The following is a 24,028-nucleotide window of genomic DNA, read 5'->3' on the forward strand; positions in this document are numbered from 1 at the left end:
ATGAAAAAGTACTTTTTTATTCTCCTTTTGCTTTTGTGCTCCAGTGTATTGAATGCTCAAAACCTGAAGTTAATACCTTATCCGAGCAACGTAAAAATGGCCGGAAGTAGGTTAGCAATGGCAAGAGGAAGCGGATTTTATACCGATAACCCACGATTTAAATACGCGGTAAATTATTTGAACGAAGAAATTGGCTCCCCCCATAAAACAGCGGCAAGGAAACAGAAAATTACTATCGCAATTACTCCCGGCTTATCCAAGCCGGGAGCTTATAGGTTAAGTACTGTCGGTAAGGTTATTTCCATAAAATCGTCTGATAGCGCTGGTGTGTTTAACGGGGTTATTACATTGCTTCAATTATACCAGTCCGCCAAAAAAGAGGGGGCAAATACCATGTTGCCGGGGTTAATTATAAATGATGAGCCGCGGTATCAATGGCGGGGATTTATGCTTGACGAATCACGTCATTTTTTTGGGAAAGAGGTTGTTAAGCAGCTCCTGAACTGGATGGCCTTTTACAAACTGAACCGCTTTCACTGGCATTTAACAGATGCACAGGGCTGGCGGCTGGCTATAGAAAAATACCCGCTGCTTGCTACGGTTGGCGGAATAGGGAATTTTACTGATTCTACGGCACAAGCCCGGTATTACACTCAAAACGACATCAGGGAGATTGTAAAGTATGCCAAACGGCGGAATATTGAGATTGTTCCAGAAATTGATATGCCGGGTCATGCTACCGGGGCTACGCACGCTTACCCCGAATTGTCCGGAGGCACAACGCCCCGTTATGAAAATTTTACGTTTAACCCGGCTAAGGAAGGTACTTACCAGTTTATGGGCAATGTTTTAAAGGAAGTAAAAGCATTGTTTCCAGACGGCAGGATCCATATAGGAGGTGATGAAGTTGCCCTCGGAATAAAAGCATGGGAAAGTAATCCCGATGTGCAGAAATTGATGACCGATAAAGGATTTACAGACTACCAACAAGCCGAGTTTTATTTTTTGAAAAGGATTGCCGATACTGTACAAAAGCTAAATTACAAGGTAATGTGCTGGGACGAGACGGTAGCCGCAGGTTTGCCAACCAGCAATGTCATCATCGATTGGTGGCGACAGAATAAACCAGAGGTTCTTACTGAGGCTATTAACAAAGGGTACAATATTATCCTTTGCCCCAGGCTACCTTTATATTTAGATTTTGTGCAGGACAGCACACACCGGTCGGGCCGGAAATGGGGGGGACTGTTTAACACTTATTTGGATATCTATCACTTCCCGGAGAATAGTCTTGCCGACAGCATTTGTAAAAAGACCAATATTATTGGCATACAGGCCAATCTATGGACCGAAACGGTAAGCTCAAAAAAGCGACTCGATTACTTATTATTTCCAAGGCTTGCTGCCGCGGCAGAGGCGGGCTGGTGTGCCAGTTCCGCCAAAAACGACGACATGTTTAATCAAAGGCTAAAGGCGCATTTATTGTATTACAAAAAGGCCGGAATTTATTATTATGATCCGTTCAATCCTAAAGAGCACGAGGAAGCTATAGATCAACAACCTAAACAGGAGGTTAAGGATTAAAATATTTTAGCTGTTATAAAACTGGTAGTTTTCTTTAGTGATAATATCAATGGGCATATAGGTTGATTTTTCAACTTCGCTTATCTTGAAAAGATGCTTGTAAAGCGCCATAATGCCAAGATATCCCTGTTCTTTAGGGCGCTGGCAAATCAGGAAGGTAATTTGGCCGTTAATTAGGTAATCAATGTTCTTTTTCAAAAAATCGTAGCCGATAAGCAAAATATCTGTCCTGTTACGTTTTTCAAGTATCTTGGCTATAATGTTTACCCTGGAGTTGGTTACAAAAATGGCTTTTATACCAGGCTCTGCCGATAAGGCAGAAAGTAATGTTTTCTCGACCGGGGCAAGTTTGGTTTCATTGGTATGCAGGGTGATTACCTCGTGTGGTTCCGGTGCATGATCAAAAAAGTTTTTAAACCCCTGTTCCTTCCGCAATAAATGGTGGTTGTTTTCCAGATCGGTAGATATGTTGACCGTTAAAATTTTATCCTGTTTTTGAATAGACAGACTAATAAGCTGGGCGGCAAGTTTTCCGCTTTGGTAAAGCTCAGGGCCTATATAAGTCAGGTTTTGCTGGTCGGGCAGGTCGGAGTTGATAAACGCAAGCGGCAAGCCCAGTTGCTGGATTTTTTTTGAGAGTGTTATAGATTCTTCCACAAATGACGGCGCCATGAGTACGGCATTAGGCTCATTTTTTAGCATTTCATCAGCCGACGCGTTGAAACTGTCTTTAGAATCAAGATCGTAAAAAAAGTATTTAACCGTTACACCAAATTGCTTTATTTCTGCCGCGGCTTGTTTTATACCATTTAAAGGATAACTCCAATAATCTGTTTCGTTAGAAACCGCAGGGATCAGGATAGCGAAATTTAGTATCTTCCTGGAAGCCAGGAGGCTTGCCATTTTATTGGGCTGAAAATTCAGCTCCTCAATAATCGCGTTTATTTTTTGCTTGGTATTTTCAGATACCCCTTTCCTGTTATGGATAACCCGGTCAACCGTACCAATTGAAACGTTTGCTCTCCGGGCAATTTCTTTAACACCTGTTAATTCGGTTTCTGTCTTCTTCATGTATATAGCAACCAAATATAGTACATTTTACTAATCATTTTTAATGGAACGAAGGGCTTGCCAAGGGTGTTTTAGGCAGATATTTACTTAGGCAGCTCATTAATAAAAATAATTAACGTGTACGTACACGAATTCTCGATTATTATTTCTATTTTGCAGTAAGTTTAGATCAGGGGGTGAATTAATTGCCGTTTAGGTAGTTACAAAACATAACAAACAGGTAATTCATTAAACACTTATATGGAACAAAATACCAAGATTGAAAAAAAGCGGCTTCTATCACTCGATTTTTTCAGAGGATTAACCATTGCAGTCATGATCCTGGTGAATACCCCCGGAGATGGCGACCATGTGTATGCACCATTAGAACATTCCAAATGGAATGGATGTACACCTACCGATCTGGTGTTCCCGTTTTTCTTATTTATGGTAGGCGTGTCTATTGTTTATGCCTTAGAAAGTAAAAAGGCATTGCAGGCAAACCATACCGGTATTATGTGGCATACCCTGCGCCGTATGCTCATTTTAATTGGCCTGGGTTTGTCTATATTTTTATTTTATCGTCCCGATTTTGCTCATCTCCGTTTCCCGGGCGTACTGCAGCGTATTGGTATTGTTTATTTTATAGCAACCCTGACGTATCTCAAAACAAGTGAACGCACACGTGATTGGTTAACGGTGATCATTTTAGTAAGCTATTATTTAATAATGTATTACATACCTGTACCGGACGGACACGCAGCTAATTTAACGCCGGAGTATAATCTTGCCGCCTGGGTTGATAGGGCCGTATTTTCAACAAACCACATGTACCGGTTTACCAAACAATGGGATCCGGTTGGCTTGCTGAGTACCTGGCCTGCCATTGCAACTGCTTTGTTTGGCATCAGGATAGGTACAATATTGAAAAACAATAACATACAGGTTAATGAAAAATGTGTAAAGCTGTTTTTAATTGGGATAGCAGCAATTGTTTTAGGATTGATCACCGATTTGTTTTTCCCTATCAATAAATCATTATGGACCAGCTCGTATGTGCTGTATACGGGCGGCATTTGCACAGTAGGATTAACGGCCGCTTTCTGGCTGATAGATGTAAAAGGATATAAGAAATACGCGTGGATAATGGTGGTGTTTGGCGTAAATGCTATCAGCGCCTATATCTTATCTGAGATTGTACCGGGACTGATCAATTTTTTAAAGATCCCGCATAACGGTCACCATATTATGGGGATGAAATATCTTTACCGGGCTGTTTTTCTACCGTTGGTCTCGCCCGTTAATGCGTCATTACTTGCTGCCTGTGTATTTGTAGCGCTTATATGGGGTATGATGTATATTTTGTACAAACGAAAAATTGTTATAAAAATATAGTTAATGGCGATTTGGATCCGGTCAATTCAGGATCATGAAACCAAAGCAGATTTAACCGGGCTTACCTTGCCAACTATAAATATGTACGACAGTGCGCCCAAAAAGGCAACTGAGCCAATAAAAAGTAATGCTGATTGAAAATCGCCGCCTTTGGCCAACAGACCTATAATCAGCGGAACGACAATTGATGATAAGCCGCCTATGAAATTAAAAACCCCGCCGGTTACACCAATTAAATTTTGAGGCGCCAGCGCCGAAACAAATACCCAGGTGATAGATGCCAAACCATTACCAAAAAAGGCAACCGACATACACAGGATAATGAGCGGGGTACTATCTACATAATTGGCCCCTACAATAGCTGTTGAAAGTAACAGGCCGGCAATAATTGGCGTTTTGCGCGCTATACCAAATGAGTACCCCTTTTTTATCAGATAATCTGAAAAAAAGCCCGCCAGCAATACTCCGGCAAACGCGGCCAGAAATGGTATGGATGTAAGGAACCCGCTTTTTAAAAAATTTAAGCCGCGGTATTTTACAAGGTAGGTAGGGAACCAGGTTAAAAAGAACCATAACGTTGAAGTTACCGCAAACTGACCGATGTAAACTCCCCACAATTTGCGGCTTGTAAATACTTGTTTAAAAGATGCCCATGTTAAGTCGGGTTTGGCTGCAGACACCTTTGCTGTTCCGTCTGCAATATAATCAAGTTCGGCCTGGTTCGCATCGGGGTGTTGTGATGAGTCGCGGTAAACAAAATACCATATCATGCCCCATATAATACCAACCGACCCGGTGATAATAAAAAGCCCGCGCCAGCCTAAATATTGCTGTACTATGGCCAGTAAAGGTGTTAAAAATGCCAGACCTATAAATTGCCCGCTGGTATAAAAACCAATAGCCGATGCCCGTTCATGATCCGGGAACCAGCCGGTAACAATGCGGTTATTGATAGGGTATGAGGGGGCCTCAAACACACCGATAGCTAAACGTAAACCAAATAACGCGGCAAAGCCTTTTATAAATCCCTGAAAAAGTGTAACCACCGACCATGAAATCAGCGTGATAGTGTATAACACGCGCGGTCCAAATCTGTCTATCAAAATACCACCGGGAATTTGTGATGCAACGTACGTCCACCCAAAGGCCGAAAATATGAGCCCCAGCTGAACGGTGTTTAAGTTCAGTTCAGAACTTAGTGCAGGAGCAGCTACGGCAATGTTGGTCCTGTCCATATAGTTGATAACAACATTAATGAACACGAACGCTAAAATCCGGAACCGTACGCGTGTTGGTTTATCAGGATAGTTGGCCTTGTACATTTATATTAAGGTTTTATGTGGGCTATGAGCATTACCATTCGGCCACACTTCCGTCTTCATGGCGCCAAAGCGGGTTAGCCCAGTCGTGTCCGATGGCTGCCATTTTTCGTACATGATCTTCATTTATTTCAATGCCCAAACCCGGTCCTTCGGGTATGTTTACAAAACCATTATCATATTTAAATACATCGCGGTTAACTATGTAATCCAGTATATCGCTGCCCTGGTTGTAATGTATGCCCAGGCTTTGTTCCTGTATAAAGGCATTATGACAGGTGGCGTCAACCTGCAGGCATGCAGCCAGCGCGATAGGACCCAGCGGGCAATGAGGGGCCGCGGCCACATCAAATGCCTCGGCCATTGACAAAATCTTTTTACACTCGGTGATCCCGCCGGCATGCGACAGATCGGGCTGAATGATATCTACATAACCATCTTTCAACAAATTTTTGAACTGCCATTTGCTAAACATGCGTTCACCGCAGGCAATGGGTATGGAGGTGTGCTGGGCTATCTCGCGCAATACTTCATTGTTTTCGGGGAGGGCAGGTTCTTCGATAAACATGGGGCGGTATGCTTCCAGTTCTTTTGCCAAAAATTTGGCCATGGGCTTGTGTACACGACCATGAAAATCAACCCCTATACCAATACTACCACCTACAGCCTCACGTATGGCCGCGATACGGGCCACCGACTGGTCAATTTTATCATACGAGTCAACATATTGCAACTCTTCAGTAGCATTCATTTTAACGGCGGAGAAACCAGCTTTAACCATTTCTTTAGCAGCCAGACCAACATCAGCGGGGCGGTCGCCGCCAATCCACGAGTAAACTTTCATTTTGTCATGGGCCTTGCCTCCCATGAGCTGATAAATTGGGGCATTATAATATTTGCCCTTTATATCCCAGAGGGCCTGGTCAATACCGGCAATGGCGCTCATTAGTATAGGGCCGCCACGATAAAAGCCACCACGGTACATTACGTTCCAGTGGTCTTCTATATGCATAGGGTCTTTACCTATGATATAGCTCATTAATTCTTCAACCGCAGTTTTAACGGTGGCAGCCTTACCTTCAATTACCGGTTCGCCCCAGCCTGTTATACCTTCATCCGTTTCAATTTTCAAGAATAACCAACGCGGTGGAACCTGAAACAGTTCAAAGCTTTTTATTTTCAATGCAGATGTGTTTATAAATGGTGAATACTGCCGGCAATTTAAAAATTACCTGTCAAATGCACAGCTTTCTGATGTAAGTTTATCAGATATTTTAAAGTAGAACCTTAATATTAGCGTAACTGAATTTTTAAAACACGGTGGTTTGATGTTACGTACATGGTTTTCTCATCGGCCGACAGACTGCAATTGGAAGCAACGTCATTCACTTTGATTTTACCGAGCAGTTTGCCGTTCCTGTTAAAAAACCATAAGCCTCCAGGTCCGGAGGTGAAGACATTGCCGGCCTTATCAATTTTTAAACCATCGGGCATGCCTTCGGCAGTTTTAGAAGCAGCTTTAGCGCTGTAAAATATCCTGCCGTTGGTGAACAGGCCATTTTTATCCAGATCATAAGCATACCAGTAAGGTTTTGCCGGATCTGAATTAGCTATCAGTACCGTTTTGCCGCCGGGGAAAAACGCTATGCCATTTGGGCGGGTAAGTGTATCGGTAAGTAAGGTTACCTTGCCGTTTTTTGAAATTTTATAAACGCCCTGGTACTTCGCTTCTTTTAATGGATCGTCCACATTTTTTTCGAGGCCATAGGGTGGATCGGTAAAGTAAATATCTCCGTTACTTAAAAAAGCAAGGTCGTTAGGGCTGTCAAACTTTTTGCCTTTATAGCCGGATGCTATTTTGATAAACTTTGCCTGGGGCTTTGTCAGGGGAGCATCCATTACAGATACCACCCTGTCGCCATCCTGACAGATAACCAATTGTCCCTTTATATTTAAGCCCAGTCCATTTGAGCCCAATTCGCCACCCCGTGGAACAGCGCCGGTATATCCAGATGGCTTGAGATAAACCTGCTTACCTTTTTCTTTTGTCCATTTATAGATCACGTTTTTTTTAACATCCGAAAAAAGGAGCATTTTGTTGCTTTCTATCCATAAGGGCCCTTCGCACCATTCAAACCCGGTGGCTATGATTTCGGCCTTCACGTTTTTACTTACTAAGTTATTGAATTGGGGATCAATTTGTTCGCGTACTATCAGCGGCTTGCTGCTTTGAGCAAAGCTTGCAGAAACACTGCCTAATAAGAAAACGATTATCCTGGTGAGCCGGGTTACCCGTAGTATCATAATATTATTGGTTTGATTGGTTTTTGAAAACCGAATTTAGCCAAATATTCAGATAAACAATTAATCCTTCCAGAACAAGGTGTTTGGGTGAAAATATCGCCATGAATGCCAGTATTCCTGATAAGCCTGTATTTTGTCGAGGCGTTTTCCTTTCAATGTCCCTGAGGTCGAAAGGCCATCCCAATCCCATGACGAAGCAGTTTCCTGGTCAACAAGCCTACCTGCTATATCCAGTTTAAAATGTAATTCTTTGCCATTTATGGAGCAGTTGAATACATGGTAAGTAAGGTTATCTTCTTCCATTGCCAGCAAAAGCCGTGTTTTATTGATGCTGTCAATCAATAAGCGTCTCTTATCTAGGCGCCTCCAGTCGTAAGCTTTGGGCTGGCCATTAACAATTAGGCCGACTACCCAGCTTTTTCTTATTAAGGTGTCTTTATTTATTAAAGTACTGTCCCTGTCAACTGCTTGCAAGCGATCATAATCTTTAAGGTCTTCATAATTGGTGGCATAATGTTTATCGGGCTGTAATATAAGCGAGGTAGGATGTTTTGCGAGCCAGGCACCCAAAGTTGATTGCTCATAAGGTAGCTCCTGAAGTTTCGATCCCGCTAACTGGCCAACTGCCGCATGGCCGGTGCTTTGATACCACCATGTTTTTGTGCTTTCGTCTTCAATAACAGCGTTATAATGTCTTGCCCCAACAAGTCTGAAATTTTGCTTCATCCCGTTGATAATCGGGCTATAAACGCGGCCTGTACGGCACATAGTACAATAGGTAACCAATACAGGTTTATTGCCCACTTCATCCTGTACTTTATGATGATAACCCAGGTAAACAACCGGGTAGGCCTTGGCAATGCCATTGTTAACCACACCGATTATCAGGAAGTTTTCGGGTACCTTATTATAAAAAGCATTAGCAAATTTTATGGTTTGAGGCTCCTCAAACATGCTTTCGGCCTTGAACATAAAATCGGTGAGGTACAAGCTGCCCAGGCACAATGCCAACACGGTACCCTTAGTAAGTTTCCCGGCGAATGAATTTTTTGAAAAATACTTTATCAGGTACCAAATTATCAAAACCCCACCTGCAGCACGCAACGGAAGAACAATTTTTTCAAGATAGTAGGATACGGTTATGGCATTCAGTTCCTGGCTGCCCGGAAATGGCATCAGTAGGTAAGCATGTACCAAACCCGGAACAATTAATAAAATAATACTTATCCAGAAAAGCAGCGATTTAGTAGGGGGTTTTATCATACTTCGTTCAAGGTTGCATAACGGTTTGGTGACGGCAAATAGCCACTTGCTTTCAAAATACCTGCCAGTCTGTTATAAAAAGCTGGTTCTGTCGGTGTTACACTTGCCAGTCCGTCAACATATTTATTATATAAGCAAAATAATGAGGCTATTAATACAGTATCATGTATTTCCAGATCGGTAGCTCCGGCCTCTCGTGCTTTACCAACCAGCTCAGCGCTAACCTGCCGGGCATCCGCTTGAACCTTGCGGGCAATTTCGAGCAGATGTTTCATCTTTTCGCTTACCGGGGCATGCTCCGGATCATTCTTTACTTTTTCAGCAGTTTCTTGTTCGCCTAAAAATGCATCGGCTGCGGCTGTATGCGCGGCGGTGCAAAACTTGCACTGGTTACCATGTGACACTACTGTAGCAATCAACTCCCGTTCCCCTTCTGTCAGGGTCGACTCGCCGCGCAGTAGTATTTGGGTAAGCTGCCTTATAGGCAAAGCGGTATCTTGTCGGTAATTTAGCAGACCGGTAATTCCGGGCAGGCTTTCGTCTAACGGTATATGGGGCATAACAGTTCTATATCTTTATTCCTTCGAAAAAGAATTGGTTTAATCCGGTAAAAAAATTAAATAGGCTTATAACAAAGCTAAATCTATTAAAATTTTTAAATGAAAGCAAAAAGATTTACTTATTGTAAAGATTTAAAGAGCTTAATTGTTAGATAATTAGCGTTTGTATATTAAAATTTAATATCTTTATTATGTGTATCTAAAGCTTAATTTGTATAGATCAATTCCCCTGTAAATCATTGAAAAAGCTGGTAGCCGCATTAATACTCTTTTTACACCTGTTTAATATCGGTGGGCAATTTGTATTACATGAATACCTGGTTTACAAAACAGACAAGCTTTTTAATGAGCAGATGAGCAAAGGTTTTTACAATGTTGAAGATTTGACGGAGATAGCTATACCCGTTAATTTGCCGGGTATTAGCAATTGGCAGCATTTTGAAAATATAACAGGTCAAATTCAGTTTGGGGAAAATAGTTATAACTATGTGAAAATGAAGCTCACCAGGAATGCCATGTACCTGATGTGTATCCCTAACTATAAAACTACCCGACTATCTTCAGAAAATATCCTAAATGCCAAAGGGATGAAAGATGTCCCTGTTCCGCAAAGAGATCATGTTCCCTATAGTAAAACTATCATACAGGATAGCATTGATTATTCATTTGTTCATTTTGAGTTTTATTGCCCGGTAAAAAATTTACCTCAAAATACAGAGCGTTCCTTTCAGCAATTAATTCATCCATATAAAGACATTCCAGAACAACCCCCTAAAGCTGTTTGTTAATTCACGTTTTGATTTTGCGGAAGCTGGTCTTGAGTTAGTAACTGCTTCATCGACACATCAAGTACAATAGTATTCACTTGTTACTTAAGGCCTGTGCTATTCAGCTAAGTCTGTCGGCACCTTTCGTTTAACGGAAATTAAAACACCTTTTAGTGAAATAAATCAATTATTGAATGCAGCTGTATCCGGGTTAAACTTTACGATCCGGGTACATTAAATTATATGTGATGATACGGATAAAAAATGCCTTAACATTTGTTTTATTAACGGGATTAACCATGTTGTCATCCCGCAGGTATTCGTCGCACGACGAAATGGTTAGTATCCTGGAAACGATAAAAAATAAAAACAATGATATTTCAAATCCTTTTAACCCCAATGTGCGAATTGACTTTTGCGATTCTGTGCTTAAAAAGGGAGTCACCAGTCAAAATGCATACCTTTTACCCTTAAAAGCATCACTCTTACTCAGAGCCGGCCAGGAAGAAGAATCGGTAAAAACCTACGAATATTTAATTAACCAAATGGATTTTATGTCGATAGATGATGTTTTGCCCAACGTTGGTATAGCATATATGCGCCTGGGCGAACGCAGCAATTGCATGCTTAATCATACAGGCTCTTCCTGCATTTTTCCAATAAAGGACGATGGGGTACATAAAATTAAAACGGGGTCAAGAAAAGCCATCGAAATTTATAAAACCATATTAAGTAGTCACCCCGATGATCTCGAATCAAGGTGGCTGCTCAATATCGCTTATATGACATTGGGTGAATATCCGCAAAAGGTGCCCAAAAAGTTACTTATTCCTCATTTAAATTCAGATACCGCCTATCGGGTAAAGCCTTTTCCCGACGTAGCCGGTGATTTAGGTCTGGATATACATGGACGTGCCGGCGGTGTTATAGTAGACGATTTTAACAATGATGGTTACCTGGATATCATTACATCTGGCTGGGATCTCAGCGACCCGATGCATTATTTTCAAAATAACAAGGATGGATCTTTTAGCAACGTTACTGCGAGCAGTGGTTTAAAAGGGATTAACGGCGGATTGAATATTCAGCAAACTGATTATAACAATGATGGTAACACCGATATTTTTGTTTTGAGAGGGGCTTGGCTTGGCAAAGGCTATGGAAACCAGCCAAGTTCATTGTTGCGAAATAATGGGGATGGTACTTTTACAGATGTCACCACAACCAGCGGCCTGCTGTTTTTTCATCCCACGCAGACAGCTACCTGGGCCGACTTTAATAATGATGGCTGGCTTGACGTATTTGTCGGTACAGAAAGTCCCATTGATATTAATGATGAAAATGCGTCAGTATGTGCATTATATATCAATAATCATGACGGAACCTTTACCAATACTTCAGTTGTATCTCATACTAACATTGTAGGGTTTGTAAAAGGCGTAACCTCTGCCGATTATGATAATGATGGTTGGCCGGATATTTTTATTTCAACCATGAACGGGAAAAAGTATTTGCTGAGGAACACAGGAAAATCCGGGCAGGGGGTTGACTTTGAAGATGTTACCGTGAAGGCGGGGCTCAATGCTAACAAAGAGCGATCATTTACAACCTGGTTTTATGATTATAACAACGATGGCTGGCAGGATATTATGGTTGCTGATTATCAGTTTGACCGTGCCTTAGGGTATTATAGTGCGGCTGAGGCTATAGGTTCGCCTGTACCTGGGGCCGGTAATATTTTTCTGTATAAAAATAACCAGGATGGTACATTTACAGATGTAACTAAAGAAGCAGGATTAAATAAGGTAGTTTACAGCATGGGCGGCAATTTTGGTGATATTGATAATGATGGGTATCCGGATATGTACTTTGGCACGGGCAACCCAGATTTTAAGTCATTAATACCCAACAAGCTATTCCGGAACATTGGCGGTAAAAAATTTGCTGATATCACCACGTCATCGCGTACCGGTAATTTGCAAAAAGGACATGGTGTGGCTTTCGCCGATCTGCGAAACACTGGCATGCAGGATATTTTTATAGAAATGGGAGGGGCCTATATCGGCGATTCCTATACCAGTTCGTTATACATGAACCCTGGTATAAGCAATAATAACTGGATAAGTTTAAAGTTAAACGGAGTTAAATCAAATAAAGCTGCTATAGGAAGCCATATTAAATTAACTTTTACCGAAAACGGTTTTAAAAGATGTGTTTATAAAGATGTAAACTCAGGTGGCAGCTTCGGATCGTCGCCTTTGCAACAGGAAATGGGCATAGGGCAGGCTAAGTTAATAGATGAGATTGAAATAAAATGGGCAGGCAGCAACGCTGTGCAGCGTTTTAAAAACGTAGTGCCAAATCAATTTCTGCATATTACCGAAGGGGATGATCAGTTTAAAGTTATTCCGTTAGCAAAATTAACTTTTAAAAGTAAACAAACAGCTCCCGTTTGTATGCCCATGACCGCTAAAATGAATTAAATATTATACAGGTAAAAAAACTAAGAATATTAACACTTTTATATTATAACAGAATAAGTTATCTTTAACTGAATCACAAAACCCAATAAACTATGAGAAATTTCTTATTAGCATGCTGTATGATCATTGGATTGACGACAGTAAGCCAGGCCCAGACTACCCCTGTTGTAAATAGTCCTGCCGAAAAAGCAAAAGGATTGCAAAAGCAATTAGGCCTAACAGATGCTCAAACAACAAAAATTGCGGCTATATATCAGGAATCGTCTCAAAAATTTGATAAAATTAAAGCAGACGCTCATGGCGACAACACGAAGATGCTGCCGGCCATAAAACCGCTTCGTACCACTACAATATCAAAAATAAAGGCTGTTTTAACCCCTCAACAGGCTGTAAAGTATGATAAGCTGGTAAAAGAATCAAAAAAAGCCGGAGGTAGCGGCTGGGGCGACGGTTGGAGCACTCCCAATTAAAATGAGCTAAACATAGCTACATAGTTAAAACAGAAAACCCGATTTAAAAGTCGGGTTTTCTGTTTTATTGAAAAAAATTTATCCTGCGCTCCTCCAAAGTTGTCACACTTTTTTAAAGCTGCGTCAAAGCATGCAAAAAGGAAAAACAATGACAACTCAATCATTTATCGGAAAAACTGCCTTAGTAATTGGCGGTACCAGCGGAATGGGAAAAGCAACAGCCCAGTTATTATTAATAAACGGTGCTAAAGTAATTATAGCCAGTAAATCGCAGGCGAGCGTTGATGCTGCGATAGGGGAATTAAAGGCATTCGGAAATGTAACCGGGCAACAGGTTAATTTAACTTCGCCGGAAAGCGTTAACGAATTTATAGTATTACTGGAAAAGGAAAACCGGATAGATTACCTGGTTAACTCTTCGGGCATTTTTGCACCCAAACCATTTTTAGAATCTACACCGGAAGATTACGACGCGTTTTTAAACATTAACCGAGGATTTTATTTTATTACCCAGGCCGTAGCAAAAAAAATGAAAGCCAATGGTGGCGGTGCGATTGTTAATGTTGGCTCATATTGGGCTAAGCAAGCTGTTAAAGGTACGCCGACCGCGGCCTACTCAATGGCAAAGGCAGCATTGCATTCATTTACTCAGCATGCCGCTATGGAATTATCTGATGACCATATACGTGTTAATGCCATTGCTCCGGGTGTAGTAGAAACAGGTGTTCTGGACGGAATTGCAGGCGCAAATGCCAAAGACGTATATAAAGGGTTAAACAGTATACATCCATTGGGCAGGAACGGACAGCCTGTGGACGTTGCCAACACCATTGTGTTTTTATTGTCTGATGAAGCCTCATGGGTAACTGGTGCCATCTGGGACATTGACGGCGGAATGGGTGCTGGCAGAAGCTAATTTTATTCTATAACTTTAGGATGGTAATAAGTTATTACCATCCTGCTCAAAAAACGATCCCAATGTATCCGTTTATTGAAAAGTACGACGAAAGCAAGGAGCAGCAATTGGTATTAGAAGCTTGCGAAGGTTCAATTACTGCTATGGAGAAGCTGATCAAGTTTCATCAGCGTTTTATTTACAATGTTGCTTTGAAACTTGTAAAGGATGCGGACGACGCGGCCGACCTTACACAGGAGATCCTTATTAAAATGGTGACCAAGCTGTCACAGTATCAACACAAGAGCAGTTTCAGAACATGGCTTTATCGTATGGTGATGAACCACTTTATCAGCAGTCGCCGGAAAAAGTCTGAAAAGCAGATCTATTACTTTGATGATTTGGGTGTTTATATTGATGAGGTACATAATGATGAGGATATGGACATGGAAGAACAGCTGGAGTATTCAGACTATATTACCAGCGTTCGCGACAATTGTATGTCGAGCATGTTGCTCTGCCTGGATAAACAGCAGCGGGTAATTTTTGTATTGGGCGGGGTATTTAACCTTAAATCTACCGTGGCGGCGCCATTGCTTGACATAACACCCGAAAACTTCCGCAAACAGCTCTCCAGGGCCAAGGCCGATCTGTTTCAGTTTATGGATAATAAATGCGGGTTAATGAACCCGGCAAACCCTTGCCGTTGCTATAAAAAAACAAAGGGTTTTATGAATGAAGGCAAGATTGATGTAAGTACCCATGTTTTTAAGCCAGAATATATCGAATCAATTAAATCGGTTTCGGAAACAAAAAACGAGGAGCTTGATGACTTGATGGAGCATAAGTATATGCAGTTTTTTACCGATCAGGTTTATGAAGATACCCGCGTTGGTGATAAGCTTATTGAAACCTTGCTATTTGATCCTGATATTAAAAAACTATTCCATCTGAATTAGCATTAATGCGGCGCCCTATTCACTCCAATGTATGGGCTTCTTCTGACTCCGTGTAATGGATTATCGCTTTAGGTTAATAATAATTTTTCAAAATAAATTTGCTAAATCGATTTATTTGATATTAATTTACTAAATCAATTTAGCTTAAATAAATAAACTTCTTTTTCAACCTAAATGCGAACCTATTATTATAGCTTTTTACTGTTGTGCGTTTTTATTTTACCCGCAGCAGCTCAAACAATTCAGCCTTTTAAACAGAGGGATAGGGTGGTGTTCACCGGGAACAGTATTACCGATGGCGGGCATTATCACTCTTATATATGGTTGTATTATATAACGCATTTTCCAAAGCGCAGGATAACCGTATTCAACGCCGGTATTGGTGGTGATGTAAGCCGGCAGATGCTGGAACGTTTTGACAGGGATGTATTTGCCAAAAAGCCCAGTGTTGTTACACTTACCTTCGGCATGAACGATACTGGTTATCAAAACCCTAAAGGGAACAAGGCAGATTCTACTTATGCCGCTAAAATAGCAGGATCATTAAAAAGTTTCAGACTGATAGAAGATAAGTTGAAACAACACCCGGAAATAAGAAAAATCATGATAGCGTCGCCACCCTATGATGAAACTGCTAAATTTAACAACACGCCGTTGATTGGCAAAAACACCGCGATGCTCAAAATAGCGGATGACCAGCAAAGCACCGCCATCAAAAATCATTGGGATTTTATTGATCTAAACCGGTCCATGACTGCTATTAATTTAAATCAGCAAAAAACTGATTCAGCTTTCACCATGGAAGGAGGCGATCGTATTCACCCCACCAATGATGGTCAAATGGTGATGGCCTACCTCTTCCTGAAAGCGCAAGGGTTGGCGGGCAAAAAGGTAGCTAACATAGTTATCAATGCAGATGTTAAAAAGGTTACCCTCACCGAAAACTGCGCGATTACTGCTCTGCAAATTAATAACGAGCATATTAAATTCAACTACCTTGCCAACTCACTGCCATATCCATTAGATACCGTTCCCAGTGGTTTTGGTCGCCCGGGCAAATCACAGGCACAGGCACTGAAGCTTATACCATTTACCGAGGAGTTTAACCAGGAGATAGTGCAGGTTAAAGGATTAAAACCAACAGCCCTATATACGCTGAAAATGGATAATCAATTAATAGAGACATGGAGTGGCGATGACTATGCTAAAGGCATCAACATGGCTTTGCTTAATAATACACCTCAATATCAGCAGGCAACGGCTCTTATGCACATTAACGAAGAGCGCTGGACAATAGAGCGCCGCCTGCGCGAGTATTATTGGATGCACTATTCTATTTTAAAACCAAAAGGGATGTTGTTTAATGATAGCCCCGCTACTTTAGATTCTCTGCAGAAATATGCCAAAAAGGATTTTTTTGTGGCGGTAACTTTACCTACCTATCAAAAAGCCCGCATCAAAAGCGTGCGTGATACCTGGCAAAAGGAAATAGATATGCTTACCAACGAACTCTACCGTATTAATAAACCAGTTAACCACGTCATTGAAATAGCGTTAGCCAAAAAGTAGCATGAAATTTAAATTTACCTTGATTGTTTTAATAACGGTGTGCTGGTTTGCGCTTAATGCATCAGCTCAAACCGCCTGGTATATAGATGGTTATCACGGAGGCGTATGGGGGCATTATCCCGACTGGAACACCCGCTTCATGGCTGATATGCTGAAAAAAAATCCCGACTGGAAGATCAATATCGAACTGGAGCCCGAAACCTGGGACAGGGTACAGGTGGTTGACCCTGCTGCGTATGCGGACTTTAAAGCCTTGTTTGCCGATCAAAGTCTGGCCGGTCGTATTGAATATGTTAACCCGGCTTATGCCCAAAGTTACAATTATAATATCTCTGGTGAGAGCATCATTAGGCAGTTTGGTTATGGTATAAAGAAAATCAGGGCACATTTTCCGGAAGCAGTGTTTACCTCCTATTCGTCAGAAGAACCCTGCTTTACCAGCGCCTTGCCACAAATATTAACCTCGTTTGGGTTTAAATATGCTTCGCTTAAAAATCCCAATACCTGTTTTGGCGGCTATACACGTGCACATGGCAGCGGATTGGTTAATTGGATCGGGCCGGATGGTACGGGTATTATTACATCGCCAAGGTATGCCGTTGAAAGGCTGTCCTCAAAATCAACCTGGCAAACGATTGCCTGGGATAATTCCGCCAACTACATCAAAGCTGCTTATGACAATAGCGTGAAACACCCTATTGGTATGACTTTACAGGACGCCGGCTGGAAGGGTGGCCCTTTTATTGGTAATGGCGAAAAGAATGGTATAAAAAGCACTTACACTACCTGGAGAAACTATTTTGCCAACGTTGCTAAAGATGATCCACACCCTGATTGGAAGGTATCGCAGGAAGATATGCTGGTAAACCTGGTTTGGGGATCGCAGGTTACACAACGTATAGCACAGCGCGTACGCGCTACCGAAAATAAGATCATCCAGAGCGAAAAGCTGGCTTCAATGGCAAAAGTATATGCAGGCAGCACCTATCCGCAAGCTGATTTTGACGCTGCTTGGCGAACACTTTTATTATCGCAGCATCACGATTGCTGGATAGTGCCCTACAACGGTAAGCCGGGAAACACCTGGGCCGATAAAGTTAACAACTGGACTACGTTTACCGATAACAAAAGTGATAGTATAATTCGGGCGGCGGGTACATTGTTAAGCAAAAACGATGAAGATTACATAACCGTTTATAATACAACGGGCATTAACCGTACAGAGGTAGTTTATACCAATCTTCCGTCAAAATTCAGTACAAAAAACATTGGTGTTTTTGATAGCGATGGCAGGCCGGTAGCCTCGCAATTAACTGCAGCTCATGATTCTACGCCAGCAAAAATTGCATTTAAGGCAGTAGCACCATCTATGGGATATGCTTTCTATCAGCTTAAGGAAGCTAACAAACCTGGAATATCAGGAGCTCATGTCAAATTACTTGCTAACGGCAATTATCAGTTGGATACTGATCTGTATAGCATTATTATAGATCCGGCTCATGGCGGTATTATTAAAAGCATTATAGCACGAAAGTTAGGTGATAAAGAGTTTGTAGATAAAAATAACGCACGAAGTTTTAACGAGCTGCGCGGAAACTTTTATAATGATGGCGGCTTTAAATCAACCAAAGATAATAGCGCAAAAGTGGACATTGTGGAGAATGGCCCCATCAGTGTAAAAGTAGCAATACGGGGAACCATCAACGGAACTAACTGCACCCAGTTTATAACCCTTAGCCAGGGCGAGCCGCGGATTGATATCCATCTTAACATCAATTGGAAAGAAAATGTCGGAATAGGAGAGGGTACTAAACCCGACACTTATAAATGGGAATTGCCTGCCAAGCCTTTTTATGACGACCGGAACAAGTTATTGACCATGTTCCCGCTTAACCTGAAACACCAGAAAGTTTATAAGAATGCTCCTTTTGATGTTACCGAGAGCAAGCTTGATAACACTTTTTATACCCGCTGGGACAGTATCAAAAATAACGTAATACATACCTGGGTTGATGTAACCGGCGATAACGAAAAGTATGGAATGGCTTTGCTTACCGATCATACAACCAGCTACGCGCACGGTAAAGATTTTCCTTTGGCATTGAATATTCAATATTCGGGCATGGGGTTATGGGGGAAGAATTATACCATTCAGGGCCCAACTGAAATTCATTACGCGCTGATACCGCATTCAGGTAAATGGGATAAAGCCGGAATATGGGCCGATGCTACCAAATGGAATGAGCCGCTGATAGTTAGCCAGGGACATCCGTCTGTTAAAAGTAACTCATTGATCAGTATCAACGACCCGGATATTGAGGTTACATCGGTGCAATTTGATCAGAACGATATGCTGATACGCTTATTTAATGCTGGAGTAACCCGGGAAATTACAACCGTGCTTAACTTTAATGCAGACACAGCTGAACTGGTTGAGCTTGAAGGCAGGGTTAAACAGGTTTTGCAAATCGACAAACAAAATAACGGTATGAATGCGCTCAAATTCAGCATTCCCAGGTTTGGAATACGAACCATCAGACTTATTAACGCGAGAAAATAATTATTGAACTAAATAAAGAATTGATTTTTATATATGATGAAGAAAGTTTTTTTAACAGTATTGAGCTTAGGCATTTTATTACATGCCAGCGCCCAAAAAATCGCCCCGTTCAAGGCCGGCGACAGGATAGCCTTTGTAGGTAACAGCATTACCGATGGAGGGCATTATCACTCGTACATCTGGCTGTATTATATGACGCATTTTCCCAACGCACGTATTACCTGTTTTAACGCAGGTATAGGTGGTGATGCCATTAACCAGATATATGACCGGTTTGATGACGATGTTTTTACCAAAAAACCTAATATTTTAACCCTTACCTGGGGTATGAACGATAGCGGCTATTTTGAATGGTACCGTGCAGATGCACAGGATTTTATGGATAAAAGAATTCAGGGCAGCTACAAATACTATGGTATGTTGGAAGAGAAACTAAATCAAAGACCCGACATTAAAAAGATTTTTATTTTAGGCTCGCCTTATGATATAACATCAAAATTTACAACAAAAAACATTTATCCGAAAAAGGATGTAGCATTTTCTAAAATTATTGATTTCCAGCAGGAGGCTGCAAAAAAGAATGGCTATGGTTATGTAGATTTTTATCACCCTATGGCGGCTATAAACGCGCGTGAACAGGTTAAAGACTCAACCTTTAGCTTAACGCCTAACGATAGGATACACCCCGATAATGACGGGCACTTGGTGATGGCTTACCTGTTTTTAAAAGCCCAGGATCTGGAAAACAAGCCGGTTGCCGAAGTTGACGTAAATGCGCAGAGCAAAAAAGTATTAAAGACAGTAAATTGCCGTATCACTAACATAACCGCCGGTGCCGATTCTTTAAGCTTTATGTATCTGGCCAATTCACTCCCTTATCCGTTAGATACTATTCCGCGTGGCTGGGGTAACCGCAAGAAACAGGCCGATGCGCTGAAGGTGGTTCCGTTTACAAAGGAATTTAACCAGGAAACTTTAAGGGTTAAGGCTTTAAAAGCGGGCGATTACAAAGTGCTTATCGATGGTGAGCAGATTGGCCACTGGTCGGCACAGCAATTAGCCGACGGGATAAATATGGCCGAAATTACAACCACTCCCCAATATCAGCAGGCCATCCAGATCAGGGAACTGAATGAAGAGCGCTGGGATATTGAGCGCCGCACAAGAATGTATGTTTGGATGCATTATGATTTTTTAAAGGGAAAAGGCCTGTTGCATAATGACAGCAACAACGCTATGGACACTGTAAAAAAATATGCGGTGAAAGACGTGTTTGTGAACGGCAACAAAGATAACTATACGCGTGCCCGTTATAAAAGCCTGCGGGATGCCTGGCAAAAGGAAATGGATGTATTAGTCAACCAGATCTACGCTATCAATAAACCGCAAAATCATCGCATAACCATTGTTGCATCAAAATAATACATCCCCGAATTATTGATATGAATACGTATAAAAAATCAGTTCTGTTGTTTATTATCTGTTTAATTGCTTTTATAAAAGCCAATGCGGCTGTCGTTGATACTGTAATAACTCATAGCACATCGATGCATAAGGATATTAAGACTGTAGTTATTAAACCGGCCGGGTACTCTACCGCAAAGAAATTTCCAGTACTGTACTTGCTGCATGGTTTCAGCGGCAACTATAGCGATTGGATTCTTAAAGTACCGGCCATTACCAAACTGGCCGACCAATACCAGGTTATTATTGTTTGTGCCGATGGAAATTTCGCCGGCTGGTATTACGACAGTCCGGTTAATAAGGATTGGCAATATGAAACTTACGTAGGCACCGAACTGGTTAATTATGTAGATAAACATTACTCTACCATAGCCAATAGGAGCGGCCGTGCCATTACCGGCTTAAGTATGGGAGGACATGGCGCTATGTACATTGCCTTTAAACATCAGGACACTTTCGGAGCGGTTGGCAGTATGAGCGGTGCCGTAGATATAAGGCCGTTTTCTGATGCCTTTGGAATAGAGCAGGTGCTGGGTAAATACAGCGAGCACCCCGAAATTTGGGAAAAAAACAGTGTGATCAATATGATATATCTCCTAAAACCAAATTCGCTGGCCATTACATTTGATTGTGGCTATGATGATTTTTTATACCAGGTTAATTTAGCTTTCCATAACGAACTTTTGATGCGTAAAATTCCGCATGATTTTACGGTAAGGCCCGGATCACATACCTGGGAATATTGGGGCAATTCTATAGTTTACCAAATGTTGTTTTTTAGCCGTTACTTTAATAAAATAAAGTAGGGGATAGTGTTTTGAAGGCTTCTTTACCGGGCTTATAATATTAAGCCTGGTTTTTAAGCATTTTTTAAAATTTTGTATAGGTTTTATGCCAAAAAAATAAATTTAAAAAAAAGCTAAAAAAAATTTGCTAAATCGTTTTTATGATTTAAATTAGCAATCAGATTAACATCTGTTATAAACCAATAATATTTATATATATATTTTTTGAGCAAATCTGTTAAAAATTATGGAAATGCGCTAAATCGATTTTTCATTTTTTTGAAAATGACTTGTAGTGTTTTAATATGCTATGTAACTAAACCTATAATATGAAAAAAATTTACTCTCAGATTGTTACTTTTTGGGTATGCGGATTATTGCTTTTGGGGATTGCTTCCTGTAAAAAAGGAGGAGGGTTTCTTGCGCAAACTTCCACAACAGACTTAAACCAAACCTCCGTATTTGCCGATAGTGCGCGTACCGCCGGGTTTCTTGCAAACATATACTCAAACGTAGGTTTTAGCGCGAGCGCAACCAGGTTTGTTTATGATCCCCTGGGTAAAAAGGTTATTTGCGGAGGTCTGGATGCCGCATGTGATGAGTCGGAACCATCCCATGCTTTTTCAACAACAGCGTCAGCATTTGCAACAGGAACCGTTAATGCCGGTATTGTTGATGACGGCCCATATAAAACCTGCTATAGCAACATACGCTCGGTAAACCAGTTTTTAAAAAACCTTCCTTCGTCGCCCATAAAAGCACCCAATAAGGCGCTTATGGTAGCTGAAGCAAGATTTCTCAGGGCCTGGTATTACGCCATTTTATTAAAGCATTATGCTGGTGTACCCCTGGTTGGCGATAGCTTATTTACCTACGAAACACCTATAAATGTTAAACGCAGTACCTATGCACAATGTGTAGACTACATTACCTCTGAATGCGATGCAGCGGCACAGGTATTACCATTGGTACAAACCGGTGCCGACTATGGAAGAGCATCAAAAGGAGCCTGTTTGGCGTTAAAAGCAAGGGTTTTGCTTTATGCGGCAAGTCCGTTATTTAATGGCACAACACTGGTACAAGATGCAGGGGGCAATGCCGATCCAGCTTTGGTAGGCTATCCTGTTCATGATAATGGCCTGTGGAAAAAGGCCGAGGATGCCGCTGCTGTACTTGTAAAAAGTGTATATTCTTTAAATACCCTGCCTCCCAAAAATGTGGATGCATCGGCGCCCGGAGCCGGTTTTCAGGGGTTGTTTCCACAGCGCGAGAACAGCGAGTATATTTTTGAGTTTATGAGACCGGGTAATTCTGATCTTGAAAACCTGTTTCTGCCACCTTCAAGGAATGGAGCGAATGGTGCTTTTCCTTATCAGGGGCTGGTTGATGCATTCCCGATGAGTAATGGTAAGCTCATAACCGACCCAACATCCGGTTACAACTCGAATGATCCGTATGCAAACCGCGATCCACGCTTAAATTATAGCATTACTCATGACCAATCTATTATGCTGGTACGCCTGGGCAATGGTACTGTAGATGGCGTGGGGCCGGTAAACATATTTATAGGCAGCTATAACGGCAATGTTACCGGACAGGACGCGGTGAGGCAGGGAACACCCACCGGCTATTATTGCAATAAAATGCTCGACCCTGCAGCCACCTCATCATCGCTTCAGTTTAATACCTCACGTGTAATACCGTTGATGCGCTATGCCGAAGTTTTACTGAACTATGCTGAGGCTGCCAATGAATATGAAGGGCCTACGAACAATGTGTATGATGTAATAAATAGTATAAGGAAACGCGCGGGTCTGAATCCTTTTCAATTGCCGTCTGGGCTTAGCAAAGATGAAATGCGTAAATATATTCAAAACGAAAGGCGTATTGAGCTGGCTTATGAAGAGCATCGCTTCTGGGATGTGAGGCGGTGGAAAATTGCCGGCGAGACAGAAAATATCCAGGCGCAGGGAATGGAAGTAAGGCGTAACGGCACAAGTGTAACTTATAATAAGTTTAACGTCACCAAGCACAACTTCAGAGCGGCAATGTATTTATGGCCTTTCCCGCTTAGCGAAACCGGTAAATCTCCTTCGCTTGTGCAAAACCCCGGTTACTGAGTGTCGCGAGCAAATCAGAGGTTCGCAGAACCACTGATTGCGAGCTGTATAAAAGATGAGGGACGGCCCCTCGGTATCGGCTTACAGGAGCGGGTACCAAACCGCCGCTAAGCTGCTTTGGTTAAGTGCCTTGGTAGTGAGCGTTAGCGGAAAAGGCATCATTAAAGGTGTCAGGTAAGTGTTAAGAAGGTGAACGCAAGTGAACCACTGATGAGGCATCGAAAGGATTAGACGATGTCAAAACCGGGTAACAGTAGCGACCCAGGGACAAGCAAGGCGGGAACCTGTTTACTGGCTTTGCGGCATCCGGTGTATAAGTGGCACGAGCTTAACACAGGCTTTTGTATGGAACGCGAGAACCTGTCGCCATCATGTTAAGGGAAAACCTCAAGTCGGTGCACCGGCAAGAGGGAAAGTACCGATGGATGGCACGGGGGCGGAACATCCCGTATTAGTAATGAAGTTCCTGTAATGGGAATGG

General features: G+C 41.8%; 20 protein-coding genes. 14 read left to right on the forward strand and 6 right to left on the reverse strand.

The window, feature by feature from the left end:
• Positions 1-1,584, forward strand: coding sequence for a beta-N-acetylhexosaminidase (locus SNE25_RS12650; protein ID WP_321565466.1), 1,584 nt, complete (start codon positions 1-3; stop codon positions 1,582-1,584).
• A gap of 6 nt (positions 1,585-1,590) precedes the next feature.
• On the opposite strand, the gene SNE25_RS12655 is transcribed toward SNE25_RS12650, so the two are convergent.
• Positions 1,591-2,655, reverse strand: a complete 1,065-nt coding sequence (locus SNE25_RS12655) for a substrate-binding domain-containing protein (RefSeq protein WP_321565467.1) — start codon at positions 2,653-2,655, stop codon at positions 1,591-1,593.
• 240 nt (positions 2,656-2,895) lie between these two features.
• Between SNE25_RS12655 and SNE25_RS12660 the strand changes: the two genes are divergently transcribed.
• Positions 2,896-4,029: an acyltransferase family protein gene (locus tag SNE25_RS12660; RefSeq protein ID WP_321565468.1), complete on the forward strand. Its 1,134-nt coding sequence runs from the start codon at positions 2,896-2,898 to the stop codon at positions 4,027-4,029.
• A 32-nt stretch (positions 4,030-4,061) separates the two neighbouring features.
• Here the strand turns inward: SNE25_RS12660 and SNE25_RS12665 are convergent, their stop codons facing one another.
• From SNE25_RS12665 to SNE25_RS12685, 5 genes are all read right to left on the reverse strand, one after another.
• Positions 4,062-5,351 carry an MFS transporter gene (locus SNE25_RS12665; protein WP_321565469.1) on the reverse strand — a complete coding sequence of 430 codons (1,290 nt, stop codon included), beginning with the start codon at positions 5,349-5,351 and terminating at the stop codon, positions 4,062-4,064.
• 31 nt (positions 5,352-5,382) lie between these two features.
• Positions 5,383-6,531, reverse strand: a complete 1,149-nt coding sequence (gene dgoD / locus SNE25_RS12670; protein ID WP_321565470.1) for a galactonate dehydratase — start codon at positions 6,529-6,531, stop codon at positions 5,383-5,385.
• Positions 6,532-6,641: 110 nt separating this feature from the next.
• Positions 6,642-7,652: an SMP-30/gluconolactonase/LRE family protein gene (locus SNE25_RS12675; RefSeq protein WP_321565471.1), complete on the reverse strand. Its 1,011-nt coding sequence runs from the start codon at positions 7,650-7,652 to the stop codon at positions 6,642-6,644.
• A 60-nt stretch (positions 7,653-7,712) separates the two neighbouring features.
• Positions 7,713-8,915 (reverse strand): DUF3179 domain-containing (seleno)protein, encoded by a 1,203-nt coding sequence (locus SNE25_RS12680; RefSeq protein ID WP_321565472.1) that lies wholly within the window; start codon positions 8,913-8,915, stop codon positions 7,713-7,715.
• Positions 8,912-9,475 carry a carboxymuconolactone decarboxylase family protein gene (locus tag SNE25_RS12685; RefSeq protein WP_321565473.1) on the reverse strand — a complete coding sequence of 188 codons (564 nt, stop codon included), beginning with the start codon at positions 9,473-9,475 and terminating at the stop codon, positions 8,912-8,914. The genes SNE25_RS12680 and SNE25_RS12685 overlap by 4 nt, the downstream gene beginning before the upstream one ends.
• A 239-nt stretch (positions 9,476-9,714) precedes the next feature.
• Here SNE25_RS12685 and SNE25_RS12690 point away from each other — a divergent pair, with 239 nt between their 5' ends.
• From SNE25_RS12690 to SNE25_RS12745, 12 genes are all read left to right on the forward strand, one after another.
• The gene (locus tag SNE25_RS12690) at positions 9,715-10,263 is read left to right on the forward strand and encodes a hypothetical protein (protein ID WP_321565474.1); all 549 of its coding nucleotides are present in this window, start codon (positions 9,715-9,717) and stop codon (positions 10,261-10,263) included.
• Positions 10,264-10,490: 227 nt separating this feature from the next.
• Complete coding sequence (locus tag SNE25_RS12695; RefSeq protein WP_321565475.1) at positions 10,491-12,725, forward strand: CRTAC1 family protein; 2,235 nt, start codon at positions 10,491-10,493, stop codon at positions 12,723-12,725.
• Between the two features lie 92 nt (positions 12,726-12,817).
• Complete coding sequence (locus tag SNE25_RS12700; RefSeq protein ID WP_321565476.1) at positions 12,818-13,195, forward strand: hypothetical protein; 378 nt, start codon at positions 12,818-12,820, stop codon at positions 13,193-13,195.
• Between the two features lie 148 nt (positions 13,196-13,343).
• Entirely contained in the window at positions 13,344-14,111 is a 768-nt protein-coding gene (locus tag SNE25_RS12705) for an SDR family NAD(P)-dependent oxidoreductase (protein WP_321565477.1), read from the forward strand.
• Positions 14,112-14,173: 62 nt separating this feature from the next.
• Entirely contained in the window at positions 14,174-15,049 is an 876-nt protein-coding gene (locus SNE25_RS12710; protein WP_321565478.1) for an RNA polymerase sigma factor, read from the forward strand.
• A 174-nt stretch (positions 15,050-15,223) separates the two neighbouring features.
• The gene (locus SNE25_RS12715; protein WP_321565479.1) at positions 15,224-16,618 is read left to right on the forward strand and encodes an SGNH/GDSL hydrolase family protein; all 1,395 of its coding nucleotides are present in this window, start codon (positions 15,224-15,226) and stop codon (positions 16,616-16,618) included.
• A gap of 1 nt (position 16,619) precedes the next feature.
• Positions 16,620-19,178 (forward strand): glycoside hydrolase family 38 C-terminal domain-containing protein, encoded by a 2,559-nt coding sequence (locus SNE25_RS12720; RefSeq protein WP_321565480.1) that lies wholly within the window; start codon positions 16,620-16,622, stop codon positions 19,176-19,178.
• A 33-nt stretch (positions 19,179-19,211) separates the two neighbouring features.
• A complete protein-coding gene (locus SNE25_RS12725; protein ID WP_321565481.1) occupies positions 19,212-20,600 on the forward strand; it encodes an SGNH/GDSL hydrolase family protein in 1,389 nt (462 codons plus the stop codon).
• Positions 20,601-20,620: 20 nt separating this feature from the next.
• Positions 20,621-21,448 carry an alpha/beta hydrolase gene (locus tag SNE25_RS12730; protein WP_321565482.1) on the forward strand — a complete coding sequence of 276 codons (828 nt, stop codon included), beginning with the start codon at positions 20,621-20,623 and terminating at the stop codon, positions 21,446-21,448.
• Positions 21,449-21,756: 308 nt separating this feature from the next.
• A complete protein-coding gene (locus SNE25_RS12735; RefSeq protein ID WP_321565483.1) occupies positions 21,757-23,547 on the forward strand; it encodes a RagB/SusD family nutrient uptake outer membrane protein in 1,791 nt (596 codons plus the stop codon).
• A 55-nt stretch (positions 23,548-23,602) separates the two neighbouring features.
• The gene (locus tag SNE25_RS12740; RefSeq protein ID WP_321561241.1) at positions 23,603-23,725 is read left to right on the forward strand and encodes a hypothetical protein; all 123 of its coding nucleotides are present in this window, start codon (positions 23,603-23,605) and stop codon (positions 23,723-23,725) included.
• A gap of 56 nt (positions 23,726-23,781) precedes the next feature.
• The gene (locus tag SNE25_RS12745) at positions 23,782-23,925 is read left to right on the forward strand and encodes a hypothetical protein (RefSeq protein ID WP_321562136.1); all 144 of its coding nucleotides are present in this window, start codon (positions 23,782-23,784) and stop codon (positions 23,923-23,925) included.
• Positions 23,926-24,028 lie beyond the last annotated feature (103 nt).

The sequence above is a fragment of the Mucilaginibacter sabulilitoris genome (assembly GCF_034262375.1).
Taxonomy (GTDB): Bacteria; Bacteroidota; Bacteroidia; order Sphingobacteriales; family Sphingobacteriaceae; genus Mucilaginibacter; species Mucilaginibacter sabulilitoris.

Excerpts from the sequence above, each read along its gene's own strand:
- SNE25_RS12710 (WP_321565478.1), top strand. The coding sequence starts at position 14,174 with ATGTATCCGTTTATTGAAAAGTACGACGAAAGCAAGGAGCAGCAATTG.
- SNE25_RS12720 (WP_321565480.1), top strand. The coding sequence starts at position 16,620 with ATGAAATTTAAATTTACCTTGATTGTTTTAATAACGGTGTGCTGGTTT.
- SNE25_RS12695 (WP_321565475.1), top strand. The coding sequence starts at position 10,491 with ATGATACGGATAAAAAATGCCTTAACATTTGTTTTATTAACGGGATTA.
- SNE25_RS12685 (WP_321565473.1), bottom strand. The coding sequence starts at position 9,475 with ATGCCCCATATACCGTTAGACGAAAGCCTGCCCGGAATTACCGGTCTG.
- SNE25_RS12745 (WP_321562136.1), top strand. The coding sequence starts at position 23,782 with ATGTCAAAACCGGGTAACAGTAGCGACCCAGGGACAAGCAAGGCGGGA.
- SNE25_RS12715 (WP_321565479.1), top strand. The coding sequence starts at position 15,224 with ATGCGAACCTATTATTATAGCTTTTTACTGTTGTGCGTTTTTATTTTA.
- SNE25_RS12700 (WP_321565476.1), top strand. The coding sequence starts at position 12,818 with ATGAGAAATTTCTTATTAGCATGCTGTATGATCATTGGATTGACGACA.
- SNE25_RS12650 (WP_321565466.1), top strand. The coding sequence starts at position 1 with ATGAAAAAGTACTTTTTTATTCTCCTTTTGCTTTTGTGCTCCAGTGTA.
- SNE25_RS12665 (WP_321565469.1), bottom strand. The coding sequence starts at position 5,351 with ATGTACAAGGCCAACTATCCTGATAAACCAACACGCGTACGGTTCCGG.
- SNE25_RS12680 (WP_321565472.1), bottom strand. The coding sequence starts at position 8,915 with ATGATAAAACCCCCTACTAAATCGCTGCTTTTCTGGATAAGTATTATT.
- SNE25_RS12675 (WP_321565471.1), bottom strand. The coding sequence starts at position 7,652 with ATGATACTACGGGTAACCCGGCTCACCAGGATAATCGTTTTCTTATTA.
- SNE25_RS12730 (WP_321565482.1), top strand. The coding sequence starts at position 20,621 with ATGAATACGTATAAAAAATCAGTTCTGTTGTTTATTATCTGTTTAATT.
- SNE25_RS12655 (WP_321565467.1), bottom strand. The coding sequence starts at position 2,655 with ATGAAGAAGACAGAAACCGAATTAACAGGTGTTAAAGAAATTGCCCGG.
- SNE25_RS12660 (WP_321565468.1), top strand. The coding sequence starts at position 2,896 with ATGGAACAAAATACCAAGATTGAAAAAAAGCGGCTTCTATCACTCGAT.
- SNE25_RS12740 (WP_321561241.1), top strand. The coding sequence starts at position 23,603 with ATGAGGGACGGCCCCTCGGTATCGGCTTACAGGAGCGGGTACCAAACC.
- SNE25_RS12725 (WP_321565481.1), top strand. The coding sequence starts at position 19,212 with ATGATGAAGAAAGTTTTTTTAACAGTATTGAGCTTAGGCATTTTATTA.
- SNE25_RS12705 (WP_321565477.1), top strand. The coding sequence starts at position 13,344 with ATGACAACTCAATCATTTATCGGAAAAACTGCCTTAGTAATTGGCGGT.
- SNE25_RS12735 (WP_321565483.1), top strand. The coding sequence starts at position 21,757 with ATGAAAAAAATTTACTCTCAGATTGTTACTTTTTGGGTATGCGGATTA.